The sequence below is a fragment of the Nitratireductor sp. L15S-10 genome, assembly GCF_045011005.1.
In the GTDB taxonomy this organism is placed as follows: Bacteria; Pseudomonadota; Alphaproteobacteria; order Rhizobiales; family Rhizobiaceae; genus Nitratireductor.
Window position 1 is genome coordinate 768,764 of the sequence record NZ_CP120674.1, and the last position, 19,490, is coordinate 788,253.

Below are 19,490 nucleotides of genomic sequence, written 5' to 3' on the forward strand. Positions count from 1 at the left end.
GGTGTCGCGAAGGGTATTTTGAGGAAGAAGGGAGCAACCGCAATGTTCGAGATCATTCGCCGTTCTGAGCAGAAGCCGAGCCCCAAGGGCACGGTGACCTTTGAGGGGGAGCCATATGGCGGGCAGGTTTCCATGTTCGTCATGAACAGCCCGCCCGGCCATGCAACCGGTCTGCACAAGCATCCCTATTCGGAAACCTGGGTTCTGCATTCGGGCGAAGCCGAGTTCACGGTGAACGGCGAAACGGTGAGGGCGCATGCGGGAGATATCGTTGTGGTTCCGGCCGATACACCGCACAGCTTCGCCAATGTGGGGTCTGAGCGCCTCGATATCGTTTGCATCCACGCGTCAGGGCGTATCCAGCAGGAAAACCTTTGAAGGCCAGAACCCTGAAGTCAGCCTCTGCGGGTCTCTGCGGGCCTATGTCAGGCGCTCTCCGAAAGTCGCTGAGCGCTGTTTCGCCAGTGAGTGATCTTGTCGGCGAGTTTCTGGGGGGAAATCGGCTTGGGCAGGTAATCGTCCATGCCGGCACCCAGACACTTCTCCCTGTCGCCCCTCAAGGCATGTGCGGTGATGCCGATGATCGGCGTGTGCGTGCCGTTGGCGGCTTCCAGTTCCCGGATCGCAGCCGTCGCCTCATAGCCGTTCATCTCCGGCATCGAGACGTCCATGAGAACCAGTCCGGGTTTCAGTGTGCGCAGCATTTCGACTGCCGTCTTGCCATTGGCCGCAATCCTGTATTTCAGACCCATCCCATCGAGAATCTGACTGAAAACAAGCTGGTTCACTTCGTTGTCCTCGGCTACCAGAACATCGAGCGGCCCGTTGATGCCGCGCGATCCAGAGAGACCCCGCTCCAGGGGGGTTGAAGCATGGATCTGAATCGGTTTGGCCTGGTTCGGAGTTTCGGCGTTGTCCCGTGCAGGAAGAGCGCGGCTCACCTGCATCACAGAAACCAGCGTTTCCAGAAGCATGGAGGCGCGTGTGGGCTTGTTCAGATGAGCGGCGATCCCGCATTCGCTCATGAGGCGCGCCGTATCGGTCTGGTCGACTGATGTGAGTAGAACGAGCGGAATGCCGGTGAGCGCCGGGTCGGCCTTGATTTTCCTGGCGACATCAGCGCCATTCATTTCCGGCATCTGGTAGTCGAGGATGACACAATCCACTCGTGCATCAAGTTGAGCGGAGCGCTGAAGGAAGGCGAGGCCGACGGCGCCGCTTTCCGCCGCCGCGCACTCAAAGCCCCAGCTGTTCAGTTGCTCCAGCAAAATCTCGCGGTTGATCGGATTGTCATCGATGACAAACACGCGTGCTCCCGAAACATCCACCGGCGCGGTTGCCTGGACGGCATTGGCCGTGTCCACAGCAAACGGCACAGTGAAGGTAAATGTGGAACCTTTGCCCACCTCGCTCGTCGCTTCGATCGAGCCTCCCATCAGTTCGGCCAGCTTTACGGCGATGGCCAGACCCAGTCCTGTCCCTTCATGGCGGCGGGTGGACGATGAATCGACCTGAGCGAACTTGTCGAAGACCACGTTCAACTTTTCTTGAGGAATGCCGATGCCGGTATCTTCCACCCGAACCGTGACCTGGGTGGTTTCCCCGTCCGATTTTCCCGAAACATCGATCAGGACATGACCGCGCTCGGTGAATTTCACGGCGTTGCCGACCAGGTTTGTGGCGATCTGACGGAACCGGCCCACATCGCCGATGAATGAGGCAGGGAGCTCCGGATCGACACGAACAATGAGCTCCAGGTCTTTTTCGGCCACGCGCGAGGAAACAAGAGCCGCCACATCTTCAATTGCCTCGCCAAGCCTGAACGGCGCTTCGTCCAGCTTCAACTGGCCGGCATCGATCTTCGAGAAATCGAGAATGTCGTTGATGATGGTCAAAAGAGCGGTGCCCGATTTGACAATCACGTCGACGAACATCGCCTGTCGCTGGTCGAGATTGGTGCGCGCCAGCAGTTCTGCCATGCCCATGACACCGTTCATTGGCGTGCGGATTTCATGGCTCATGTTAGCCAGGAATTCCGATTTCGTGCGATCGGCCGACTGCGCCTTTATCTTTTCGGCTGCAAGCGAGATATTCGCGCTGTGCAGATCCTGATGGGCCTTCGATATCCGACGGATCATAGGCTCAAAAATCCGGAGCGCGAGGATGAGGCTCGCTGTCACCATGGCCACGGCGACGCCAAATAGACCCCATTGGAGCGTGCCATGGCTTTCAATCATCCCCGCGTTGAGAAGGTCGGAAATGCGTTTTAGTTCCGGGCGCACCTGGGTGTTGGCAAGTGTCTGAAGCTGTTTGAAAACGCGACGTGCCGTGGCGTTGTCATAGTCGGTAAACACCTCAAGCCTGTTGGCGAGTGAGATGATGTCGCGAATCTGCGTGCGGAGCGCGGCCTCTTCATTCTGCCCAAGCCAGATACGCCGCACAGAAGCCGGGACGGCATGGCCCGTGATGTCCGTGGCGACCGGCATCGCCTGCGGGACGGGTGCATCTGATTCCAGGCCACCCTGAAGATTGGTCAGGCGCTGGCTTTCGAGCGTGGTCACTTCACCGCTTATTGCGAATTCGAGCGCCTGATAGGCGGCGTTCAATCGCGTCAGCGCCATCTCGAGCTCGTTGTGGCTCGCTTCGGTCTCAGCCGCATCGCCGCTGGTAAGAAGCTCGGCCTGCTCAAGCCGCAGCGCGTTATGAATTACATCATTGGTGGCGTCCGCCATGTGACTGATGAATGCGCCGAAACGTACCTGGTTCTTGGTGGTCTGCGTTTGCCACAGCAAGAATCCGGTTCCCATGGCAACAGCGATGACAAAACCGGCCAGGAGCACGAACAGGCGTCCGCGCATATATTGTTGTGTCCCCAGGGTAGGCATTGCTATTCCCAAGACGTCCCCATTTCCCGTAAGAATTGAGCATCCTGATTAATGCGTGATTAACGCTAAAAGAATGAGCTTTTACATGCCCTCGTGACCTGCGAATATGAATGCGCGGTCACGTTTGAAGAACAGAACAGCAAAACGGCTTGTGCTGCCGCGTGTCTCTAAGCAAAAACTGGGCGGCTTCAGTGTTATTTCTGCCGGTCAGCCACGAAACGGGCTGCCTGCCGCAGGGTCTCGGCACGTTCGCCGAACGGGTCCAGAATATCCTCGGCCTGGGCGACAAGACCATTGAGTTGACGACGTGTCCACTCGACTCCATGCAGACTTGCCAAAGTGGCCTTGCCAGCAGCAGCGTCTTTGCCGGTCGCCTTGCCCATTGTTTCGCTGTTCGATGTGAGGTCGAGAAGATCGTCGGCCAACTGAAAAGCCAGGCCGATGGCGGATCCAAACTCACCGAGACGTTCTGTCTCCGCGGGTTGAGCGCCACCCACCACGCCGCCGGCCTCGCAGGCAAAGCGGATGAGGGCGCCAGTCTTCATGGACTGGAGGAGGAGTATTTCTTCTTCGCTGAGGCTCGAGCCTTCGGCAGCCAGATCCAGCGCCTGCCCTCCGGCCATGCCACCCATGCCAGCGGCGCGTGCCAGCCGATTGACAAGCGTGAGCTTTGCCTCGGTGGATAGTTCCGTCTCCGCGGCGCTGATGATGTCGAAAGCGAATGTCAGAAGACTGTCGCCGGCCAGGATTGCGGCTGCTTCGTCGAAAGCGCGATGCACCGTCGGCTGGCCCCGGCGCAGGTCGTCATCGTCCATTGCGGGCAGGTCGTCATGGACGAGAGAGTAACAGTGCACGCATTCCAGCGCTGCCGCCACGCGAAGTGCAGCACTCTGGTTGCTCGCATCGAACAGCGCGGCAGTCTCGAGTACGAGGAAAGGCCGCAAGCGTTTGCCGCCATTCAAAACACCATGGCGCATGGCCATCAGCAGCCGTTCGGGTCGATGTAATTCGCCTTCGAGCGGCCGGGTGCCGAGCAGGTCGCGCAGGGTCTTCTCCACCAGGTTCGCGCCGGCGGCCAGTTTAACCTCGAAGGGGAGGGTGGGTGTCTCTTCCATGTCCGGAGCGATGCCGTTAATGGGCGCCGGGGTCAAGTCCGTTTGTAGGTGCCATTGCGCCGCAGGCATTGGAGCGTTATGCGAAAAGCAGTTTTATGGCGTCTCTGATACGGGGAAACAGGATTGAGCGGCCCGACAGTCGATCCGGAAAAAAAGTCGTCGACCATGGGCAGTCGGCGTCGTGGCCGCAGCGGTAAAACGCGGCCGGGACCCGCGCGTGGCTGGAGAAGATGGTTTTTGCGCCATGTCGTGACCATCGTCGTCGTTCTGGCCTTGATACCGGCGGGACTGACGCTTCTTTACAAGGTCCCGTTTGTTCACCCTCTTTCCACTTTGATGATGCGCGATCTGGCAACGCTTGAAGGATATGACCGCCGCTGGACCTCACTCGATAAAATGGGAACGCTGATCCAGTATTCTGTTGTCATGTCGGAGGACGGGCAGTTCTGTGCGCATGACGGGATCGACTGGGCCGCGTTGAACCTCGTCATCAATGATGCGCTGTCGGGCGAAAAGGCGCGTGGAGCCTCCACCATACCGATGCAGACCGTGAAGAACCTCTATCTCTGGCAGGGTCGCTCCTTCCTGCGCAAAGGTCTGGAGCTTCCGCTGGCGGTTTATCTCGATCTTGTCCTTTCCAAGCGACGTATCCTCGAAATTTATCTGAACATTGTCGAATGGGGCCCAAACATTTACGGCGCGGAGGCTGCGGCGCAGCATTACTTCGGGCGGCGGGCTTCCGAGCTTACTCGTCGTCAGGCCGCGCTGCTGGCGGTGACGTTGCCCAATCCGCTGGAGCGCAATCCGGCAAAGCCGTCCGGCGGTCTCAACAGGCTCGCTGCAAATATCGAGCAGCGGGCGCGCAAGGCAGGCGGTTATGTGGGGTGTCTGAAACCCTGATTGCGGCAATTCTCCAAAAAATGCGCTGCGACCCACTGGCCAAAGGCCGTTTTGAGGTGTATAGGCACGCCGACTTCCAATTCCCGGCCGAGATGCTGGGCCCTGGATCAAGGGGCCGCAACGGCCTTTGACCGATTAGCGGAGCAGGACAATGGCTGTACCAAAAAGGAAAACGACGCCTTCGAAGCGCGGCATGCGCCGCTCGGCCGATGCCATCAAGGCACCGACCTATGTCGAAGACAAGAACTCGGGCGAGCTGCGTCGTCCGCACCACATCGACCTGAAGACTGGCATGTATCGCGGTCGCCAGGTTCTGGAGCCGAAGGACGCATAAGCGACTTTCTCCAGTGGATTGCGAAAAAGGCCGGTCTTTGACTGGCCTTTTTTGTTTGGGCTACCCATTCACCGCATTCGCCTCAGCGCGCTGTTGAACGTTGAGAAGGACCGAGAAGGCCTTTTCCGCCTGCTTCTCGGGCACGAAGATATGGTCGTGATGAAAAGCGGCGATCACATTGCAGGGAATGTCTTCCTCTGCCAGTGCCGTGGCCACGGAAGCGGTTAGCCCCACACCGTCTAGCGCCGAATAGACGCTAAGGACGATCCGGCGCATCGGCATGTCTGTATCGAAACCAAGCGCTTCGGCACGTTCCAGGCTCAGGACGAGTGTCGTTCCCTCCTCCTCTTTGAAAGCTCCGACGGCGTCCTTGAGGAGTTTCTCGGCGGTATCCGGTCTAACGCTGCAGAAGACATAGACGCCCTCACTCAGCACCGGCGACATGCCTTCAAGCATGGCCTGCCGGTTGCGAACGGGATCAGACATTTCGTGCATTCCAGAGTGGGGGGTGGTCTGCGGAGGTGTTCTGGATCAGGAATCACCCATTGAATCGATCTTGCGCTGCATCGCCGCGATCTGCTCCCGTAAGTCTTTCAGGTCGTCGGAGCGGTGTGTGTCATTGCCCGCTTCCCTGTCTGTTGCCGCGGGCTGCTCGGAAGCTCCGGGCACCGGTGTGAACATGCGCATCGCGTTCTGAAACATCTCGATGTTGCGGCGCGTCTGCTCTTCCACCATTTTCATCGGAGCGGACATGCCCATCATGTCCATGGACGACGTCCCAAAAGCCTTGTTCATCTGCTCGCGCATGCGCTCCTGCTCTTTCGAGAAGGCCATCATGGATTGTTCCAGGAAGCTTGGAACAACCATCTGCATCTGATCGCCATAAAACGCGATGAGCTGGCGCAAAAAGGATACGGGCAGCATGTTCTGTCCGTTGCGGTCATTTTCCAGTTCAAAAATGATCTGCGTCAGAACCGAATGGGTGATGTCGTCGCCGGACTTGGCGTCCTGGACGACGAAATTTTCATCGCGCTTCACCATTTCGGCGAGATCTTCCAGCGTCACATAGGTGCTGGTGCCGGTATTGTAGAGACGGCGATTGGCGTATTTCTTGATGACGATCGGGTCGTCCTTGGCTGGCATTACTGACCTCCCCGTAGCACGGTGTCTATGGCGTCGCGTCCGGTCGTCTCTTCCGTCGACCTGGAATAACGATGCCCTGGATTCAAGGACCAGGGGCAGGATATGCGCAAAATCCGGTCGAATGAAAGCGGTTTTCGCAGTGGCGAAGACGCAGCCGCTTATCTTCGGCGACGCGCAAGAGTTGTTGCGCTGCACACAACCGTTTGACTCGGCACTTATTAGCCGCGACAAATGCGGATAAGGTCAGTCCGTTGCAGGGACTGCGCATTTATACGTATCGCCTTTTCAAGGGAGAAACCTTCATGTCGACAGCTGAAGCCATCGTCGTCGCCAGCGCCGCTCGGACACCGGTCGGTTCCTTCAACGGATCGTTTGCCACCGTTCCGGCCCACGAATTGGGTGCCACGGCCATTCGTGAAGCGCTTTCGCGCGCCGGAGTGGCGCCGGAAGAGGTGAACGAGGTGATACTCGGTCAGGTGTTGACGGCGGGACAGGGCCAGAACCCCGCGCGCCAGGCGTCGATCGCCGCTGGCCTACCGAAGGAGACGACCGCCTGGGTGCTCAACCAGGTCTGCGGTTCGGGCCTGCGCACCATCGCCATCGGCATGCAGCAGATCGCCACCGGCGATGCCGACATCATTGTTGCCGGCGGGCAGGAATCCATGACGCTCTCGCCCCATTGCGCCTATCTGCGCGCCGGTGTGAAGATGGGCGATTATGCCATGATCGACACGATGATCCGCGACGGTCTCTGGGATGCCTTCAACGGCTATCATATGGGCATCACGGCGGAGAATGTGGCGCGGCAGTTTCAGATCACGCGTGACGAGCAGGACGCGTTCGCGCTGGCATCTCAGAACAAGGCGGAGGCCGCTCAGAAGGCTGGCCGTTTCAAGGACGAGATCGTGCCGGTGACGGTGAAGAGCCGCAAGGGCGAGACGGTCGTTTCCGAGGATGAATATATCCGTCATGGCGCGACCCTTGAGGGTATGCAGAAGCTGCGTCCGGCCTTTGACAAGGAGGGCACCGTGACGGCGGCCAATGCATCAGGCATCAATGACGGTGCCGCCGCGGTCGTTCTGATGCGCGAAAGCGAGGCGGAGCGCCGTGGCCTGACACCGCTGGCGCGTATCGCCTCCTGGGCAACGGCAGGGGTCGATCCGGCGATCATGGGCACAGGGCCGATCCCCGCGTCGCGTCGCGCGCTGGAAAAGGCCGGCTGGAAGGCGGAAGACCTCGACCTGGTCGAAGCCAATGAGGCTTTTGCCGCACAGGCCTGTGCCGTCAACAAGGATATGGGATGGAACCCGGAGATCGTGAACGTGAATGGCGGGGCGATTGCCATCGGTCATCCGATCGGGGCTTCAGGAACCCGCATTTTCAACACGCTTGCTTTCGAGATGCGGCGTCGTGGCGCCAGGAAGGGCCTTGCCACGCTTTGCATCGGCGGTGGAATGGGCGTCGCCATGTGTGTGGAAGCGCTGTAGGTTCTTTGCCGGCACGCGGCGGGAGACGCCGCGCGTCAGCCGGCTTATCGCTCAGGCACAATGGGCGAAGGCGGCGGGGACAGTTCATTTTCAGGGAGGCGACCTGCATGAAAACGGCACTTGTTACCGGTGGAACCCGTGGCATCGGCGCGGCAATAGCAACAGCCCTGAAGGATGCGGGCTACCGGGTCGCGGCAAATTATGCGGGCAATGACGAGGCGGCGGCACGGTTCACCGGGGATACCGGCATTGCTGCCTATAAGTGGTCGATTGCCGACTATGACGCCTGTGCCGAGGGTGTTGCTAAGATCGAGGCCGATCTCGGGCCGGTGGATATTCTGATAAACAATGCCGGGATCACCCGCGACGTGATGTTTCACAAGATGACGGTGGAAGACTGGCGCGCGGTTGTCGATGTCAATCTCAATGGCGTCTTCAACATGACGCATCAGGTTTTTGCTGGCATGCGTTCGCGCGGGTTCGGCCGGATCATCAACATATCTTCCATCAACGGTCAGAAGGGCCAGATGGGGCAGGCCAATTACTCGGCCGCAAAAGCAGGCGAAATCGGCTTCACCAAGGCGCTCGCCCAGGAGGGGGCGCGTTTCAACGTGACGGTAAATGCTATCTGCCCGGGATATATCGCCACGGACATGGTGATGGCTGTGCCGGAAGCGGTGCGCGAGAAAATCATCGCCCAGATCCCGGTGGGGCGGCTGGGCGAAGCGTCAGAGATCGCACGGTCTGTGCTGTTTCTGGCCTCGGACGATGCCGGCTTCGTGACCGGATCGACATTGACCGTCAATGGCGGACAATACTTCGTCTGAAGAAAAAAAGCGCGACGTGCGCCTGGCTTCCCGGGTGCTGTGGAGAAAAAGCGGCGTCGCGCTTTGATCGATTCTGTATCAATTTGAAGCAATTTGGTTAACGAGGCTTTCATCCTGTTGGATCCGGCCTGTGGATAAGCTGTTTGTTATCTGTCGACAGGGTGTGGAAAACACCAGATGTAGTGGTGAACGTATCGGGAACATTCCGATATCACTGATTCGTCGCCGATTCGTTCCGGGTTTGGTCGAAGTGTTAACTCGCCGCTCATTAATGCGTCGAGCCCCGGTTAACGGATCAGCAAATTTCTCTAACAAAATCTTATGGTTGGTCGAAGTTGAGAAGAGCGGTTTTGTGACGTGCGTTCAAAAGTTAACGCTCGCTGCCCGATTCATGTTCATTCGGTGGTACGCTGATTCAGCATCTAGGTCCGTACGCTCTGGGATGTACAGCATGTGGGGGTGAACAAAACAGGAAACGTTCAAAGTCAGTGATTCGTCGCTGATTCGTTCCAGACTCGTTCCAAACCTTAACGGACACATTGATCTTCAGGTTGTTTTGGCAGGCTTTGTCGGCGGAGTGGCAGTCTTGCCTTGGAATGGAGAGGTAAAGCGTGCTAACCGGTGTTTCCGCCTTTTCTCGCTGAGGTAGACGGCTTTTCGGGCCTATGAATTTCCAGAATCAGAACGCCAGTCCCCGGTCACTATCGGGGCGCAACGTCACAGCCATCCTCGGCCCTACCAATACGGGCAAGACGCATCTCGCCATCGAGCGCATGGTGGCGCACTCGAGCGGTATCATCGGTCTGCCGCTGCGCCTTTTGGCACGCGAGGTTTACACGCGGGTTGTTGCCAAGGTGGGCGAGCAGCATGTGGCGCTGATTACCGGCGAGGAAAAAATATCGCCACCTGGAGCGCGCTTTTCCGTGTGCACGGTGGAGGCCATGCCGCGCGAGGCGGATGTGGCCTTTGTCGCCATCGACGAAGTGCAGCTTGCCGCTGATCTCGAGCGTGGGCATATCTTTACCGACCGTATCCTGCATCTGCGCGGACGCGAGGAAACGCTGCTGCTGGGTGCCGGCACGATGCGCGGCATCCTGGAAAAGCTTCTGCCGGGCCTTTCCGTCATCACGCGGCCGCGCATGTCGGTGCTTACCTATTCCGGTTCGCGCAAGATCACGCGGCTACCGCGCCGCTCGGCCATTGTCGCGTTCTCCTCAGACGAGGTTTACGCGATCGGCGAGTTGATCCGTCGTCAGCGTGGCGGTGTCGCCGTGGTGCTTGGCGCGTTGAGCCCGCGCACACGAAATGCTCAGGTGGCACTCTACCAGTCTGGCGACGTCGATTACCTTGTCGCCACGGATGCGATCGGCATGGGGCTCAACCTCGATGTCGACCACGTAGCGTTTGCGCAGAACCGCAAGTTCGATGGTTTCCAGTATCGCGACCTCAATCCGGCAGAGCTCGGCCAGATCGCCGGTCGTGCAGGCCGACATTTGCGCGACGGCACGTTTGGTGTGACAGGCCAGGTGGATCCGCTTGCCGATGAACTCGTCCATCGCATCGAGGCGCATGAATTCGATCCGGTCAAGGTGCTGCAATGGCGTACTGCAGCGTTCGACTTTTCAAGCATCGACGCGCTCAGAGCCTCACTTGATATGCCGCCTCCGGTCGAGGGGCTCACCCGCGCGCTGCCTGCCGCGGATGCCAAAGTGCTCGAATTCCTGTCGCGAGATGAGGACATTCGCAAGCTGGCGAACGGGCGCGAACGTGTCGGCCTTCTGTGGGAAGCCTGCGTGCTCCCCGATTACCGGCGCATTGCACCGGCCCAGCACGCAGAAATTGTTGGTGCAGTCTTTTCTGATCTGGCGCGAATGGGCCATGTCGATGAAGACTATATGGCTGAACAGGTCAAACGCGCCTCGTCCACCGAGGGGGACATCGATACTTTATCGCAGCGGATCGCGCAGATCCGTACATGGACATTTGTTTCGCATCGGCCCGGATGGTTGGCCAACGCGACACACTGGCAAGAAAAAACACGAGAGATTGAGGACAGTTTGTCCGATGCGCTGCATGAGCGATTGACGAAACGCTTTGTGGACCGCAGGACTTCCGTGCTCATGAAGCGCCTGAGAGAGAATGCAATGCCGGAAGCAGAAATCAGCCCCGTTGGCGAAGTCCTTGTCGAGGGGCACCATGTTGGTGAGATGCTAGGGTTCCGCTTTACTGCCGACCGTTCGGCGGAAGGCGAAGACGCGCGAGCCGTCAAGGCAGCCGCGCAAAAAGCGCTCGCAGCCGAGTTTGAAACCCGGGCCGAGCGTTTTGCTTCGTCAGGCAATGGAGATCTGGCGCTCGATTCCGATGGCCTGCTGCGCTGGCTCGGGCAGCCTGTCGGTACGCTCGTGGCTGGCGACGATGCTTTGAAACCGCGTGTTGTGCTTCTGGCAGACGAGCAGCTTACCGGGCCGGCACGCGACAAGGTTGCTGCGCGCGCCGAGCGCTTTGTGTCATATCAGATCGAGTCGCTTCTCAAGCCTCTGGTGGACCTTCGAAACACTGAAAGTCTCTCGGGAATGGCACGCGGCATCGCCTTCCAGCTTGCAGAGAACTTCGGCGTGCTCAATCGACGCAACGTGGCCGAAGATGTCCGTGCTCTTGATCAGGATGCGCGCGCTTCGCTGCGCCGCCTCGGTGTCCGCTTTGGCGCCTACCACATCTTTGTTCCTGCGCTGATCAAACCCGCACCTGCCGGCCTTCTGACGCTTCTGTGGGCGCTTATAAACGATGCCAAGGACAAGCCGGGCTATGGAGATGTCGTGAATGCGCTCGCCGCGGGACGCACCTCCATCGTTACCGATCCGACTTTTGAGAAAGCCTTCTACGGGCTCGCGGGCTATCGCAATCTTGGGCGCCGCGCGGTGCGTGTCGACATTCTCGAACGCCTCGCGGATCTGATTCGTCCCGCGCTTTCCTGGAAGCCGGGAGCAGGCGCGCGCCCTGAAGGCGGCTATGACGGGGGTGCCTTTGTGGTCACACCGGCGATGATGTCGATTCTTGGCGCGACCGCTGATGATATGGAAGCGATCCTCAAGGGGCTGGGTTATCGGGGAGAGCCAAAGCCCGCGGATGAGGTGGCTGCGCATCTGAAGGCTCTGGACGAGACGGCTTCGCAGACCGAAACGGCGCAGAAAGCCCAGAGCGATGGTGCCGTCGAACCAGTCGCCGAAGGCTCCGACACAGCTGCGCACAAAGAGACTGCCGAACCGGATGTGGATGGCGCAGCCGCAGCAGACGCGGTGGAGGCCCCGGTGGAAAACGCGGCACCGGCCGCAGATCCCAGCAAGCCGGATGCAGAAAACGCCGAGCCGGATGCAGAAAACGCCGGGAAGGATGAAGAACCTGCTTCAGAAGCCCCGGATGCAGGTGCATCCGGTGCAGCCGGCGAGGAAGAAGAGCCCAAACCTGTCATCATCTGGCGGCAGGCGCGTTTTGACGGGCGCAAACGTCATGGTGCGGGCAAGGGAAATCCGCGTCAGCAGGGGCGTGGGCGTCAGGAACGTGACGGTGCGCAGAAGCGCGGCAAGCCCCCACGCAAGGACGGTGACAAGCCAGGCTTCAAGCGCAAGGGCGCGCCTCACCGTCCGCGCGAGGAGCGGCCGGCCCGGATCGATCCGGATTCGCCCTTTGCCAAGCTCGCTGCCCTGAAGGACCAGTTGAAAAAGTAGCGCCATGCAATGATCGGGACGGCTTTAGAACGGCAGCGCATCGACAAGTGGCTGTTCTTTGCGCGGGTGGTGAAATCACGCTCACTCGCCGCCAAGCTCGCACAGGCGGGACGCGTCCGGGTCAATCGTAACAAGATCGAGCAGGCTGCTTACCAGATCAAGGTGGGTGATGTGCTCACGATCTCTCTTGACCGCCGCATCCTTGTCTACCGGGTTCTGGCGCCTGGTACGCGCCGTGGTCCTGCGGAAGAGGCGCGTATGCTCTACGAGGATATGACACCGCCCGCTCCGCCGAAAGAGATCGTGGCCGCGACGCTGCCGCCAAAGCGCGACACCGGAGCCGGTCGCCCGACGAAGAAGGAGCGTCGCGCGCTGGATCGCTGGCGTGACGACGGATGAGGCCCGAACGAGTTCTGCGAAGCTGGAATGGGATTTCGCCTGCGACGATTGCCGCGCAATAACGGGCCTTGCAACGGCCCTTCAAAGGCGATACCTCACCTCTCGACATTCGAAGAAGCTGTCAGCCGAGAGCACCAATGACCTATATCGTCACCGACAATTGCATCAAGTGCAAGTACATGGACTGTATAGAAGTCTGTCCGGTGGACTGTTTCTATGAGGGCGAGAACATGCTCGTCATTCACCCGGATGAGTGCATCGATTGCGGCGTCTGTGAGCCGGAGTGCCCGGCAGAGGCGATCAAGCCCGACACTGAGCCGGGTCTGGATAGCTGGCTTCAGCTCAATTCCGAGTATGCCGAAAAATGGCCCAATATCACTGCCAAGAAAGAACCTCCGGCAGACGCCAAGGAATTCGACGGTGTCGAAAACAAGCTGGAGCAGTACTTTTCGCCGGAGCCTGGCGAAGGAGATTGAGCCCACTTTTCGTCCGTGGGGCATAACGCTGAAAGACGGGGCGGTCGCGCAGGATTCTGCCGCGACATCTTCGCACATGCGTCAAATTCTTGATTCTTTCGGCTTTTTGTGGTAGCTTCGTAAAATCATGCCGGTGACAACACGTCTTTTGATGGCGCACACAGACTAATCACTGAAAGGTGGGGCTCAAAATCCGGACCGGGGCTATCTGGGTCAGGGTGTATTGGTTTGCGTGGCGGGCCTGCGGTACAGGGGCTGTCACCATTTCCCAGAGCTTGAAATCTGTCATGCGTCCGAGAAGCCGGCAGGCGTATGGGCACGGGGTATCGTCGAGGCGAGGCGGTATCTGCATGCCCCACTAGAACAGGAGTGTTAGGCGGATGACCACCCAGCAGAAGAAATCGGCGCAGCGTCAGGGCTTCAAGACTGGCGAGTATATCGTGTATCCGGCGCACGGCGTCGGGCAGATCGTTACGATCGAAGAGCAGGAAGTCGCCGGTCACAAGCTGGAATTGTTCGTCATCGATTTTCAAAAGGACAAGATGCGCCTCAAGGTGCCGGTGGCCAAGGCGACGTCAATTGGCATGCGCAAGCTTTCCGAGACTGATTATGTCGATCGTGCGCTCAAGGTTGTTCAGGGCCGTGCCCGCGTCAAGCGCACCATGTGGTCGCGCCGCGCCCAGGAATATGATGCAAAGATCAATTCGGGTGACCTGATCTCTATTTCGGAAGTCGTGCGTGATCTTTATCGTGCCGACAATCAGCCGGAGCAGTCCTATTCGGAGCGTCAGCTTTATGAAGCCGCGCTCGACCGCATGGCGCGCGAGATCGCGGCCGTCAACCGTATGTCGGAGACAGAGGCTGTGCGCCTGATCGAGACAAACCTCAACAAAGGCCCGCGCCGGGGCGCGAAGGCCGACAATGAGGAAGCCGAGAAGGACGAGGCGGCATAAACGCCTCTCTCGGACTGTTTTCAAAGAGCCCGGCTTTTCAGCCGGGTTTTTTGTTGTCCGGCTTCATCCCGTTCCCCGTTGGAACTTTTTCTGTTTCCGACTCGTTACTTTAAGTGATGTCTCGTTGTTGGGGCTGAGGAGCCCCGTTTGCGACGTTCCTTAAAGTGGCTTTGCAGAGTTCGCGAGACGTCCGCCTTTGGCGCGGCCGCGTATGTTCGATCGGGGCGTCGAGAATGCTCTGAATGATCGAACAGCGCATGGGCGAGGCCAATGCGTGTGGGCTTGGTGGCTCGCGATCCTTCTGTCGAAGGTGGCGGGCCGGTAACGCGGGAGTGCATGATGCAAGACCGGGCGGAACGCAAACTGATCGAAAAGGCGATGAAGGCGCCGTATCTGGCGCTGGAAGAAGAGCAGGACCTGGCGAAACGCTGGTCAAGAACTAATGATCAGCAGGCGCTGCATCAACTGACCGTGGCTCACATGCGGCTGGTCATCGCGATGGCCGCCCGGTTTCGAAATTTCGGGCTGCCAATGGCTGATCTCATACAGGAAGGCCATATCGGGCTTCTGGAGGCGGCAGCCCGGTTTGACCCCGAACGCGGTGTGCGTTTTTCAACATATGCGACATGGTGGATACGCGCCTCGATGCAGGACTATGTCCTTCGCAACTGGTCGATCGTGCGTGGCGGAACGAGCTCAGCCCAGAAGGCGCTTTTCTTCAAGTTTCGTCGTCTGCGGGCAAAGCTGCAGAAAAGTATGGGAACCTCTGGTGAGATCCATGAAGAGGCAGCCAAGCTCCTCGGTGTTTCACCAGCCGATGTGGCGATGATGGATGCGAGGCTGTCCGGACCTGACCTCTCCCTTAACGCGCCGATGCGCGATGAAGGCGAGGCCTCCGCGGAGCGAATGGAATTTATCCCTTCCGATGATGAGCCGGTGGATGAGACTGTAGAACATATGATCGACGGTGAACGTCGTGCGCTCTGGCTTGCCAAGGCGCTCGATGTTCTGGATCGGCGCGAACTGAAGATCATACGCGAGCGCCGGCTGTCAGACGACGGGGCGACACTCGAGGCGCTCGGCACCGCGCTCGGAATATCAAAGGAACGTGTTCGCCAGATCGAAAGCAGGGCGATCGAGAAGTTGCGCGGCGTGCTTCTCCGCGAGCATCCTGCGCTCCCAGGGGGTGCAGCCTGAGCGTTTGTGGGCGCTCCGGTGAAGGTGCACGATTACCGTTATTGATCGGTGACGATCTTCACCCTGGTTCCCGCTGAAGGTGATGCGCCGGGGCCGAGAGCATTCAACAGCCGGAAGAGCTCCACTTTCCGATCGACGCCACGCATGCGTGCGGCAAGCGAAGCAAGTGTTTCGCCGGGCTGGACCGTGATCACGCGGATACGCAGGGGTGTGAGCGCAGCACGCTCCGCCTGGTTCAGCACACGGAAGCTCTGACCAACAGAATCGGCAACCTTCTCAAGATCGCCGCTCGTTGCCGGGGCGGCAGTCAGCAGGCGATAAACCTGCCCGCCCGAACGGATCACCGTCACATCGAACTGCCAGCCATCGGCGCTGGCGCGACCTTTGGCAGCCGGATAGCCATTGATGGTCAGGGTCCGGATTGTTTCGGGCTCAAGCCCGGCAACCCAGCCACTCATCAGATAATCCGTCAGGGATGTACCCTGTGGCACGGTTGCTCCATCGAAACGGACAGCGATGTCGTCAGGTCCAACGGCGGTAACCGCCTTTGCTGAATTGTCGATAATGAACCCCTGGGGGACGCGGAAGGCGACGCCAAGCCCCGGATGAAGAAAGTCGCGTCCGCGCACAAAACCCTCTTCCGGTGAATCGCCGTAGATCATGCCGTCAATACCGGCGAGGAAGGATTCGCGGTCACGTTTGCCTGCCGCGTTCGGCTGTTGCAATTCACGGGCGTGGCGTTGCGCGAGCTCGATGCGGCGCGGCGCATTTGGGTGACTGGCGAGAAAGTCGAGGCTGGCGTCGGTCGCACCACTGACACTGCGAAAGCCCTGATAGGCGTCCATCGCCTGAAGGAAACGAGCTGCGGCGAATGCGTCGTAGCCAGCGTGGGAGGTGGTGCGAATGCCAATTCGGTCGGCTTCAAGCTCCTGGTTGCGGGAGAACTGGGCAAGCCGCAGTTTGCCGCGGACCAGTGCGGCCTGAGCCGCCTGATCGCGCCCGCCCACCACTTCATTGACCACTTGGGAAGCGAATTTTTCTTCCGCCTCTAGTTTCTGCCTCTCAATGCCATGATTGGCGGTCACGTGTGCCATTTCATGTGCAAGGACGGCAGCAAGCTCCGCCGAATCATTGGCAAGCGCCAAGAGCCCGCGCGTGACATAGAGATAGCCGCCGGGCAGGGCAAACGCGTTCACGTTCGGTGAGTTGAGTATCGTGATCCGATAGGCCGCGCCGGTGTTTTGCTCGTCCAGCGTCAGCGAGCCGACGACCTTGGCTACCATTCGTTCGAGCTTCGCGTCGGAGTATTCGCCGCCGTAGGTCTGCAGGATGCGCGGATGCTGCTGACGGGCAAGGCGCGCCAGACGATCGCCACGCGTCACCGTGTCCACCGTGACCGGGTTGGAAGAGGGCATGAAACTGCCCGTGTCGGTCGGGATCATCTGGCAGCCGGACAGGAGCGCGGTGAGCGTCAGGGCCAGGACAGTTTTGCGCGACGATGACCGTGCGGGCGGCAGGAAGTTCATGGTAGCGGGCGCTCGATTGGACAAGTGAATGTCCTTCCGGTTGATCTTGTCCAAAGCATGACCAGCCTTAACATGCCAGTCGCGCTTTTGGTTCCCTCAGCATTTCATCATGTCCCATCCGGGGCATCGTCTAGCGCATAAGCTGCAACAGGGGAATCCATTTCTTGGAGCTTAAATGATTTCGCGGCGCGCGCCTATATAGCGGTTGAAGGCTTCAGACGCTCTGCCGGAGATGAACGCATCGGTTGTGCCGGTGGCGGAGATCTGTCCTTCTTCCACGAAGATCATGGTTTTGCAAAGCCGCTCAGCATCGCGCGGATCATGCGTCGCCATCAGGATTGTCATCTCCTGCGCGCTGTGCAGGCCGACAATGAGATCGAGCATTTCGTCGCGCAGGGCCGGTCCGAGCGAAGCGAACGGCTCGTCCATCAGAAGAACGGGGCGTCTGCGAATCAACACGCGGGCAAGTGCCACACGCTGGCGCTCTCCGCCCGAGAGCGCTTGAGGCAACCGGTCTTCCTTGCCCGCAAGACCGGTTCGGGCAAGAGCATCCGAGACTGCTGCCCGGTCTTCGTCGGTCAATCTCAGGGAAGCCGAGCGGCCAAGCCCCACATTCTGGGCGACGGTGAGATGCGCGAAGAGATTGTTTTCCTGAAACACCATCGAAACAGGCCTGCGGTGAGGATTGAGCCGGGAGACATCTTCGCCGTTTATGAGAACACGGCCCGAGGTGGGTCTTTCGAAGCCGGCGATCAGGCTGAGCAGCGTCGATTTTCCCGAACCGCTCGGGCCCATCACGGCAACGATATCGGCTGGCGCGATTGTTGTGTCGAACGTCATTGGGCTCCCGCCAGGGTAAGCGAATTGTAGCGCTTCCAAAGCGATGCGTGCTCCAGGTCCGGTGGCGGTTCTGTTCATGTCTTCTCCCTGCCGAGTCGATCGGCGATGAACATCAATGCCAGGCAAAGAAGGCCCAGGAAAAGAGCGAGGCCGGCGGCATCTGCCGTGCGATAGCTGCCCATGCGCTGCAGAAGCAGATAGGGCAGGGTCTGCACCTGATCTGATCCGAACAAGGCAATGACGCCAAGGTCTCCCAGCGAAAGCGCTGCGGCAAAGGCGAGCGCGGTGGCGGCGGGGCGTTTGAGCGCCGGCCAGTCGACAAGACGCAGCCGGGTCCAGCCGGTGATGCCGAGCGACAGGCACAGTTTTTCATGACGGGCGCTTGCGGCATCATAGGCCGGGCGAATGGCGCGGATGGAAAAGGGCATGGCCATCACTGCATTGACCGTGACGACCATGACCGGCGCGAAGACGAAGACATTGCCCACATGACGCAGGAGAATGAACCAGCCCGCACCGATGACCAGCGGCGGGACGATGAGAACCATGGCGGCCCCGCTGTCGGTGGCGCGTTCGAGCAGGGCTGCCGGTAATGCACCCCGCTTCATTTCGAGCGCTCGCCGGGCTGCGACCAGTGCCAGCGACAGGATGAGGCACAGGAGGGCCGACAGGCTTGCGAAAACAAGGCTGGTGGCCGTGGCTGCAAAGACCGCGCTTTCGGTGGCAAGACGCCCGAGGTCGGCTTTCAGGCCGGTAAATACCGTTGCTGCCATCGGCCCTGCAACAAAGAAGAGGGCGATAAGAATAAGGGCTGCGTTGAAACCGGTCTCTGCGGGTGTGTGCCAGACGATCCGGCGGGGTGCGACGGGCAGGTTTGCGTCGCCGCTGAAGGACGCGCCGAGGCGGCTCATCGCCAACACGATGCTGCCTGCCAGCGTCACCTGGATGAGGGTGAGCACCAGAGCGCGGGCGGGGTCAAAATCGAAGCGCAATGCCTGATAGATCGCAACTTCCAGCGTGGTCGCGCGCGGGCCCCCACCAAGCAGCAACACAATGGTGAAGGAAGTGACACACAGCATGAAGACGAGCCCGGCAATGCCGGGCAGGGCAGCGCGCATGGCCGGCCATTCGAGAAACCGGAACGAGGCGCGCGCGCCCATGCCAAGCTGGGCTGCAAGACGCCATTGGTCTGCTGGCACACTTTCAAGCGCGTTCAGAAACAGCCGTGTCGCAAGCGGCAGGTTGAAGAAGACATGGGCGACCAGAATTCCTGAAAGGCCATAGATGCCAGGCCAGTGTTCGTTGAGAGCAAGCGAAAGATAGGGAGCAAAGAACCCAGCGCGGCCATAGAGCGCGAGCACGCCGAGGGCTGCCACGATAGCCGGTAATGCAAGCGGCACGGCGAACAGGCGCAGGATGAAGGCGCGGCCCGGAAACACCGGATGTCGTGCAAGAGCGCGCGCCAAGAGGGTCGCCGGGATCACCGAGAGCAGCGTGGAAAGCAGCGCCTGCCAGAGCGTGAAACGGGCAATGCGCAGAAGCCATGCATCGAACGCATCCAGCACGTCAGAACCCTGGCGCGCCGCCTCCACCGCGAGGCCGGCAAAGGCTCCGCCGACAAGCAGGCCAACGGCGGCAAGCGCGATGCGTCCCGCTGTTATGCGTCTGTCCATGGCGGGGACC

At 59.7% G+C, this 19,490-nt stretch carries 17 protein-coding genes; 10 read left to right on the top strand and 7 right to left on the bottom strand.

Features of this window, described 5'->3' with window-relative positions; translation table 11 throughout:
* The first annotated feature begins 42 nt into the window (after positions 1 to 42).
* Positions 43 to 378 carry a cupin domain-containing protein gene (locus tag P2W41_RS03710; RefSeq protein ID WP_292897755.1) on the top strand — a complete coding sequence of 112 codons (336 nt, stop codon included), beginning with the start codon at positions 43 to 45 and terminating at the stop codon, positions 376 to 378.
* A gap of 47 nt (positions 379 to 425) precedes the next feature.
* Here the strand turns inward: P2W41_RS03710 and P2W41_RS03715 are convergent, their stop codons facing one another.
* Together P2W41_RS03715 and P2W41_RS03720 are read right to left on the bottom strand one after the other, a co-directional pair.
* Positions 426 to 2,858 (bottom strand): response regulator, encoded by a 2,433-nt coding sequence (locus P2W41_RS03715; RefSeq protein ID WP_404934346.1) that lies wholly within the window; start codon positions 2,856 to 2,858, stop codon positions 426 to 428.
* 221 nt (positions 2,859 to 3,079) lie between these two features.
* Positions 3,080 to 4,000, bottom strand: coding sequence for a polyprenyl synthetase family protein (locus P2W41_RS03720; protein ID WP_404934914.1), 921 nt, complete (start codon positions 3,998 to 4,000; stop codon positions 3,080 to 3,082).
* A gap of 123 nt (positions 4,001 to 4,123) precedes the next feature.
* Here P2W41_RS03720 and mtgA point away from each other — a divergent pair, with 123 nt between their 5' ends.
* On the top strand, positions 4,124 to 4,900 hold the full coding sequence (gene mtgA, locus P2W41_RS03725) for a monofunctional biosynthetic peptidoglycan transglycosylase (RefSeq protein WP_366931274.1): 777 nt from the start codon (positions 4,124 to 4,126) through the stop codon (positions 4,898 to 4,900).
* A 151-nt stretch (positions 4,901 to 5,051) separates the two neighbouring features.
* On the top strand, positions 5,052 to 5,234 hold the full coding sequence (gene rpmF / locus P2W41_RS03730; protein ID WP_007007560.1) for a 50S ribosomal protein L32: 183 nt from the start codon (positions 5,052 to 5,054) through the stop codon (positions 5,232 to 5,234).
* 60 nt (positions 5,235 to 5,294) lie between these two features.
* On the opposite strand, the gene P2W41_RS03735 is transcribed toward rpmF, so the two are convergent.
* Positions 5,295 to 5,720 carry an ACT domain-containing protein gene (locus P2W41_RS03735; RefSeq protein WP_292897749.1) on the bottom strand — a complete coding sequence of 142 codons (426 nt, stop codon included), beginning with the start codon at positions 5,718 to 5,720 and terminating at the stop codon, positions 5,295 to 5,297.
* Positions 5,721 to 5,765: 45 nt separating this feature from the next.
* Positions 5,766 to 6,377, bottom strand: coding sequence for a polyhydroxyalkanoate synthesis repressor PhaR (phaR, locus tag P2W41_RS03740; RefSeq protein ID WP_404934347.1), 612 nt, complete (start codon positions 6,375 to 6,377; stop codon positions 5,766 to 5,768).
* Positions 6,378 to 6,679: 302 nt separating this feature from the next.
* On the opposite strand from phaR, the gene P2W41_RS03745 reads away from it, so the two are divergent.
* The 7 genes from P2W41_RS03745 (at position 6,680) to P2W41_RS03775 (ending at position 15,441) form a co-directional block, all read left to right on the top strand.
* On the top strand, positions 6,680 to 7,864 hold the full coding sequence (locus P2W41_RS03745; RefSeq protein WP_292897745.1) for an acetyl-CoA C-acetyltransferase: 1,185 nt from the start codon (positions 6,680 to 6,682) through the stop codon (positions 7,862 to 7,864).
* Between the two features lie 107 nt (positions 7,865 to 7,971).
* Complete coding sequence (phbB, locus tag P2W41_RS03750) at positions 7,972 to 8,691, top strand: acetoacetyl-CoA reductase (RefSeq protein WP_292897744.1); 720 nt, start codon at positions 7,972 to 7,974, stop codon at positions 8,689 to 8,691.
* A 665-nt stretch (positions 8,692 to 9,356) separates the two neighbouring features.
* Complete coding sequence (locus P2W41_RS03755; RefSeq protein ID WP_404934348.1) at positions 9,357 to 12,416, top strand: helicase-related protein; 3,060 nt, start codon at positions 9,357 to 9,359, stop codon at positions 12,414 to 12,416.
* 9 nt (positions 12,417 to 12,425) lie between these two features.
* The gene (locus P2W41_RS03760; protein ID WP_292897740.1) at positions 12,426 to 12,815 is read left to right on the top strand and encodes an RNA-binding S4 domain-containing protein; all 390 of its coding nucleotides are present in this window, start codon (positions 12,426 to 12,428) and stop codon (positions 12,813 to 12,815) included.
* Positions 12,816 to 12,952: 137 nt separating this feature from the next.
* Positions 12,953 to 13,291: a ferredoxin FdxA gene (gene fdxA, locus P2W41_RS03765; protein ID WP_007007554.1), complete on the top strand. Its 339-nt coding sequence runs from the start codon at positions 12,953 to 12,955 to the stop codon at positions 13,289 to 13,291.
* 380 nt (positions 13,292 to 13,671) lie between these two features.
* On the top strand, positions 13,672 to 14,244 hold the full coding sequence (locus P2W41_RS03770) for a CarD family transcriptional regulator (RefSeq protein WP_229449828.1): 573 nt from the start codon (positions 13,672 to 13,674) through the stop codon (positions 14,242 to 14,244).
* A gap of 339 nt (positions 14,245 to 14,583) precedes the next feature.
* Positions 14,584 to 15,441: an RNA polymerase factor sigma-32 gene (locus tag P2W41_RS03775; RefSeq protein WP_404934915.1), complete on the top strand. Its 858-nt coding sequence runs from the start codon at positions 14,584 to 14,586 to the stop codon at positions 15,439 to 15,441.
* Positions 15,442 to 15,479: 38 nt separating this feature from the next.
* On the opposite strand, the gene P2W41_RS03780 is transcribed toward P2W41_RS03775, so the two are convergent.
* The 3 genes from P2W41_RS03780 to thiP all read right to left on the bottom strand — a co-directional run bounded on the left by P2W41_RS03780 (position 15,480) and on the right by thiP (position 19,480).
* Positions 15,480 to 16,967 carry a M48 family metalloprotease gene (locus P2W41_RS03780; RefSeq protein WP_404934916.1) on the bottom strand — a complete coding sequence of 496 codons (1,488 nt, stop codon included), beginning with the start codon at positions 16,965 to 16,967 and terminating at the stop codon, positions 15,480 to 15,482.
* Between the two features lie 171 nt (positions 16,968 to 17,138).
* Positions 17,139 to 17,885 carry a thiamine ABC transporter ATP-binding protein gene (thiQ, locus tag P2W41_RS03785; RefSeq protein WP_404934349.1) on the bottom strand — a complete coding sequence of 249 codons (747 nt, stop codon included), beginning with the start codon at positions 17,883 to 17,885 and terminating at the stop codon, positions 17,139 to 17,141.
* Complete coding sequence (gene thiP / locus P2W41_RS03790; RefSeq protein WP_404934350.1) at positions 17,882 to 19,480, bottom strand: thiamine/thiamine pyrophosphate ABC transporter permease; 1,599 nt, start codon at positions 19,478 to 19,480, stop codon at positions 17,882 to 17,884. Before thiP ends, thiQ begins: the two co-directional genes overlap by 4 nt.
* Positions 19,481 to 19,490: the final 10 nt, after the last annotated feature.

Bases quoted from the DNA above. Each gene is read 5' to 3' on its own strand.
- thiP (WP_404934350.1), bottom strand. From the start codon at position 19,480: ATGGACAGACGCATAACAGCGGGACGCATCGCGCTTGCCGCCGTTGGC.
- P2W41_RS03755 (WP_404934348.1), top strand. From the start codon at position 9,357: ATGAATTTCCAGAATCAGAACGCCAGTCCCCGGTCACTATCGGGGCGC.
- rpmF (WP_007007560.1), top strand. From the start codon at position 5,052: ATGGCTGTACCAAAAAGGAAAACGACGCCTTCGAAGCGCGGCATGCGC.
- phaR (WP_404934347.1), bottom strand. From the start codon at position 6,377: ATGCCAGCCAAGGACGACCCGATCGTCATCAAGAAATACGCCAATCGC.
- P2W41_RS03710 (WP_292897755.1), top strand. From the start codon at position 43: ATGTTCGAGATCATTCGCCGTTCTGAGCAGAAGCCGAGCCCCAAGGGC.
- fdxA (WP_007007554.1), top strand. From the start codon at position 12,953: ATGACCTATATCGTCACCGACAATTGCATCAAGTGCAAGTACATGGAC.
- P2W41_RS03775 (WP_404934915.1), top strand. From the start codon at position 14,584: ATGCAAGACCGGGCGGAACGCAAACTGATCGAAAAGGCGATGAAGGCG.
- P2W41_RS03715 (WP_404934346.1), bottom strand. From the start codon at position 2,858: ATGCGCGGACGCCTGTTCGTGCTCCTGGCCGGTTTTGTCATCGCTGTT.
- P2W41_RS03745 (WP_292897745.1), top strand. From the start codon at position 6,680: ATGTCGACAGCTGAAGCCATCGTCGTCGCCAGCGCCGCTCGGACACCG.
- P2W41_RS03780 (WP_404934916.1), bottom strand. From the start codon at position 16,967: ATGAACTTCCTGCCGCCCGCACGGTCATCGTCGCGCAAAACTGTCCTG.
- P2W41_RS03735 (WP_292897749.1), bottom strand. From the start codon at position 5,720: ATGTCTGATCCCGTTCGCAACCGGCAGGCCATGCTTGAAGGCATGTCG.
- P2W41_RS03760 (WP_292897740.1), top strand. From the start codon at position 12,426: ATGATCGGGACGGCTTTAGAACGGCAGCGCATCGACAAGTGGCTGTTC.
- P2W41_RS03720 (WP_404934914.1), bottom strand. From the start codon at position 4,000: ATGGAAGAGACACCCACCCTCCCCTTCGAGGTTAAACTGGCCGCCGGC.
- thiQ (WP_404934349.1), bottom strand. From the start codon at position 17,885: ATGAACAGAACCGCCACCGGACCTGGAGCACGCATCGCTTTGGAAGCG.
- P2W41_RS03770 (WP_229449828.1), top strand. From the start codon at position 13,672: ATGACCACCCAGCAGAAGAAATCGGCGCAGCGTCAGGGCTTCAAGACT.
- phbB (WP_292897744.1), top strand. From the start codon at position 7,972: ATGAAAACGGCACTTGTTACCGGTGGAACCCGTGGCATCGGCGCGGCA.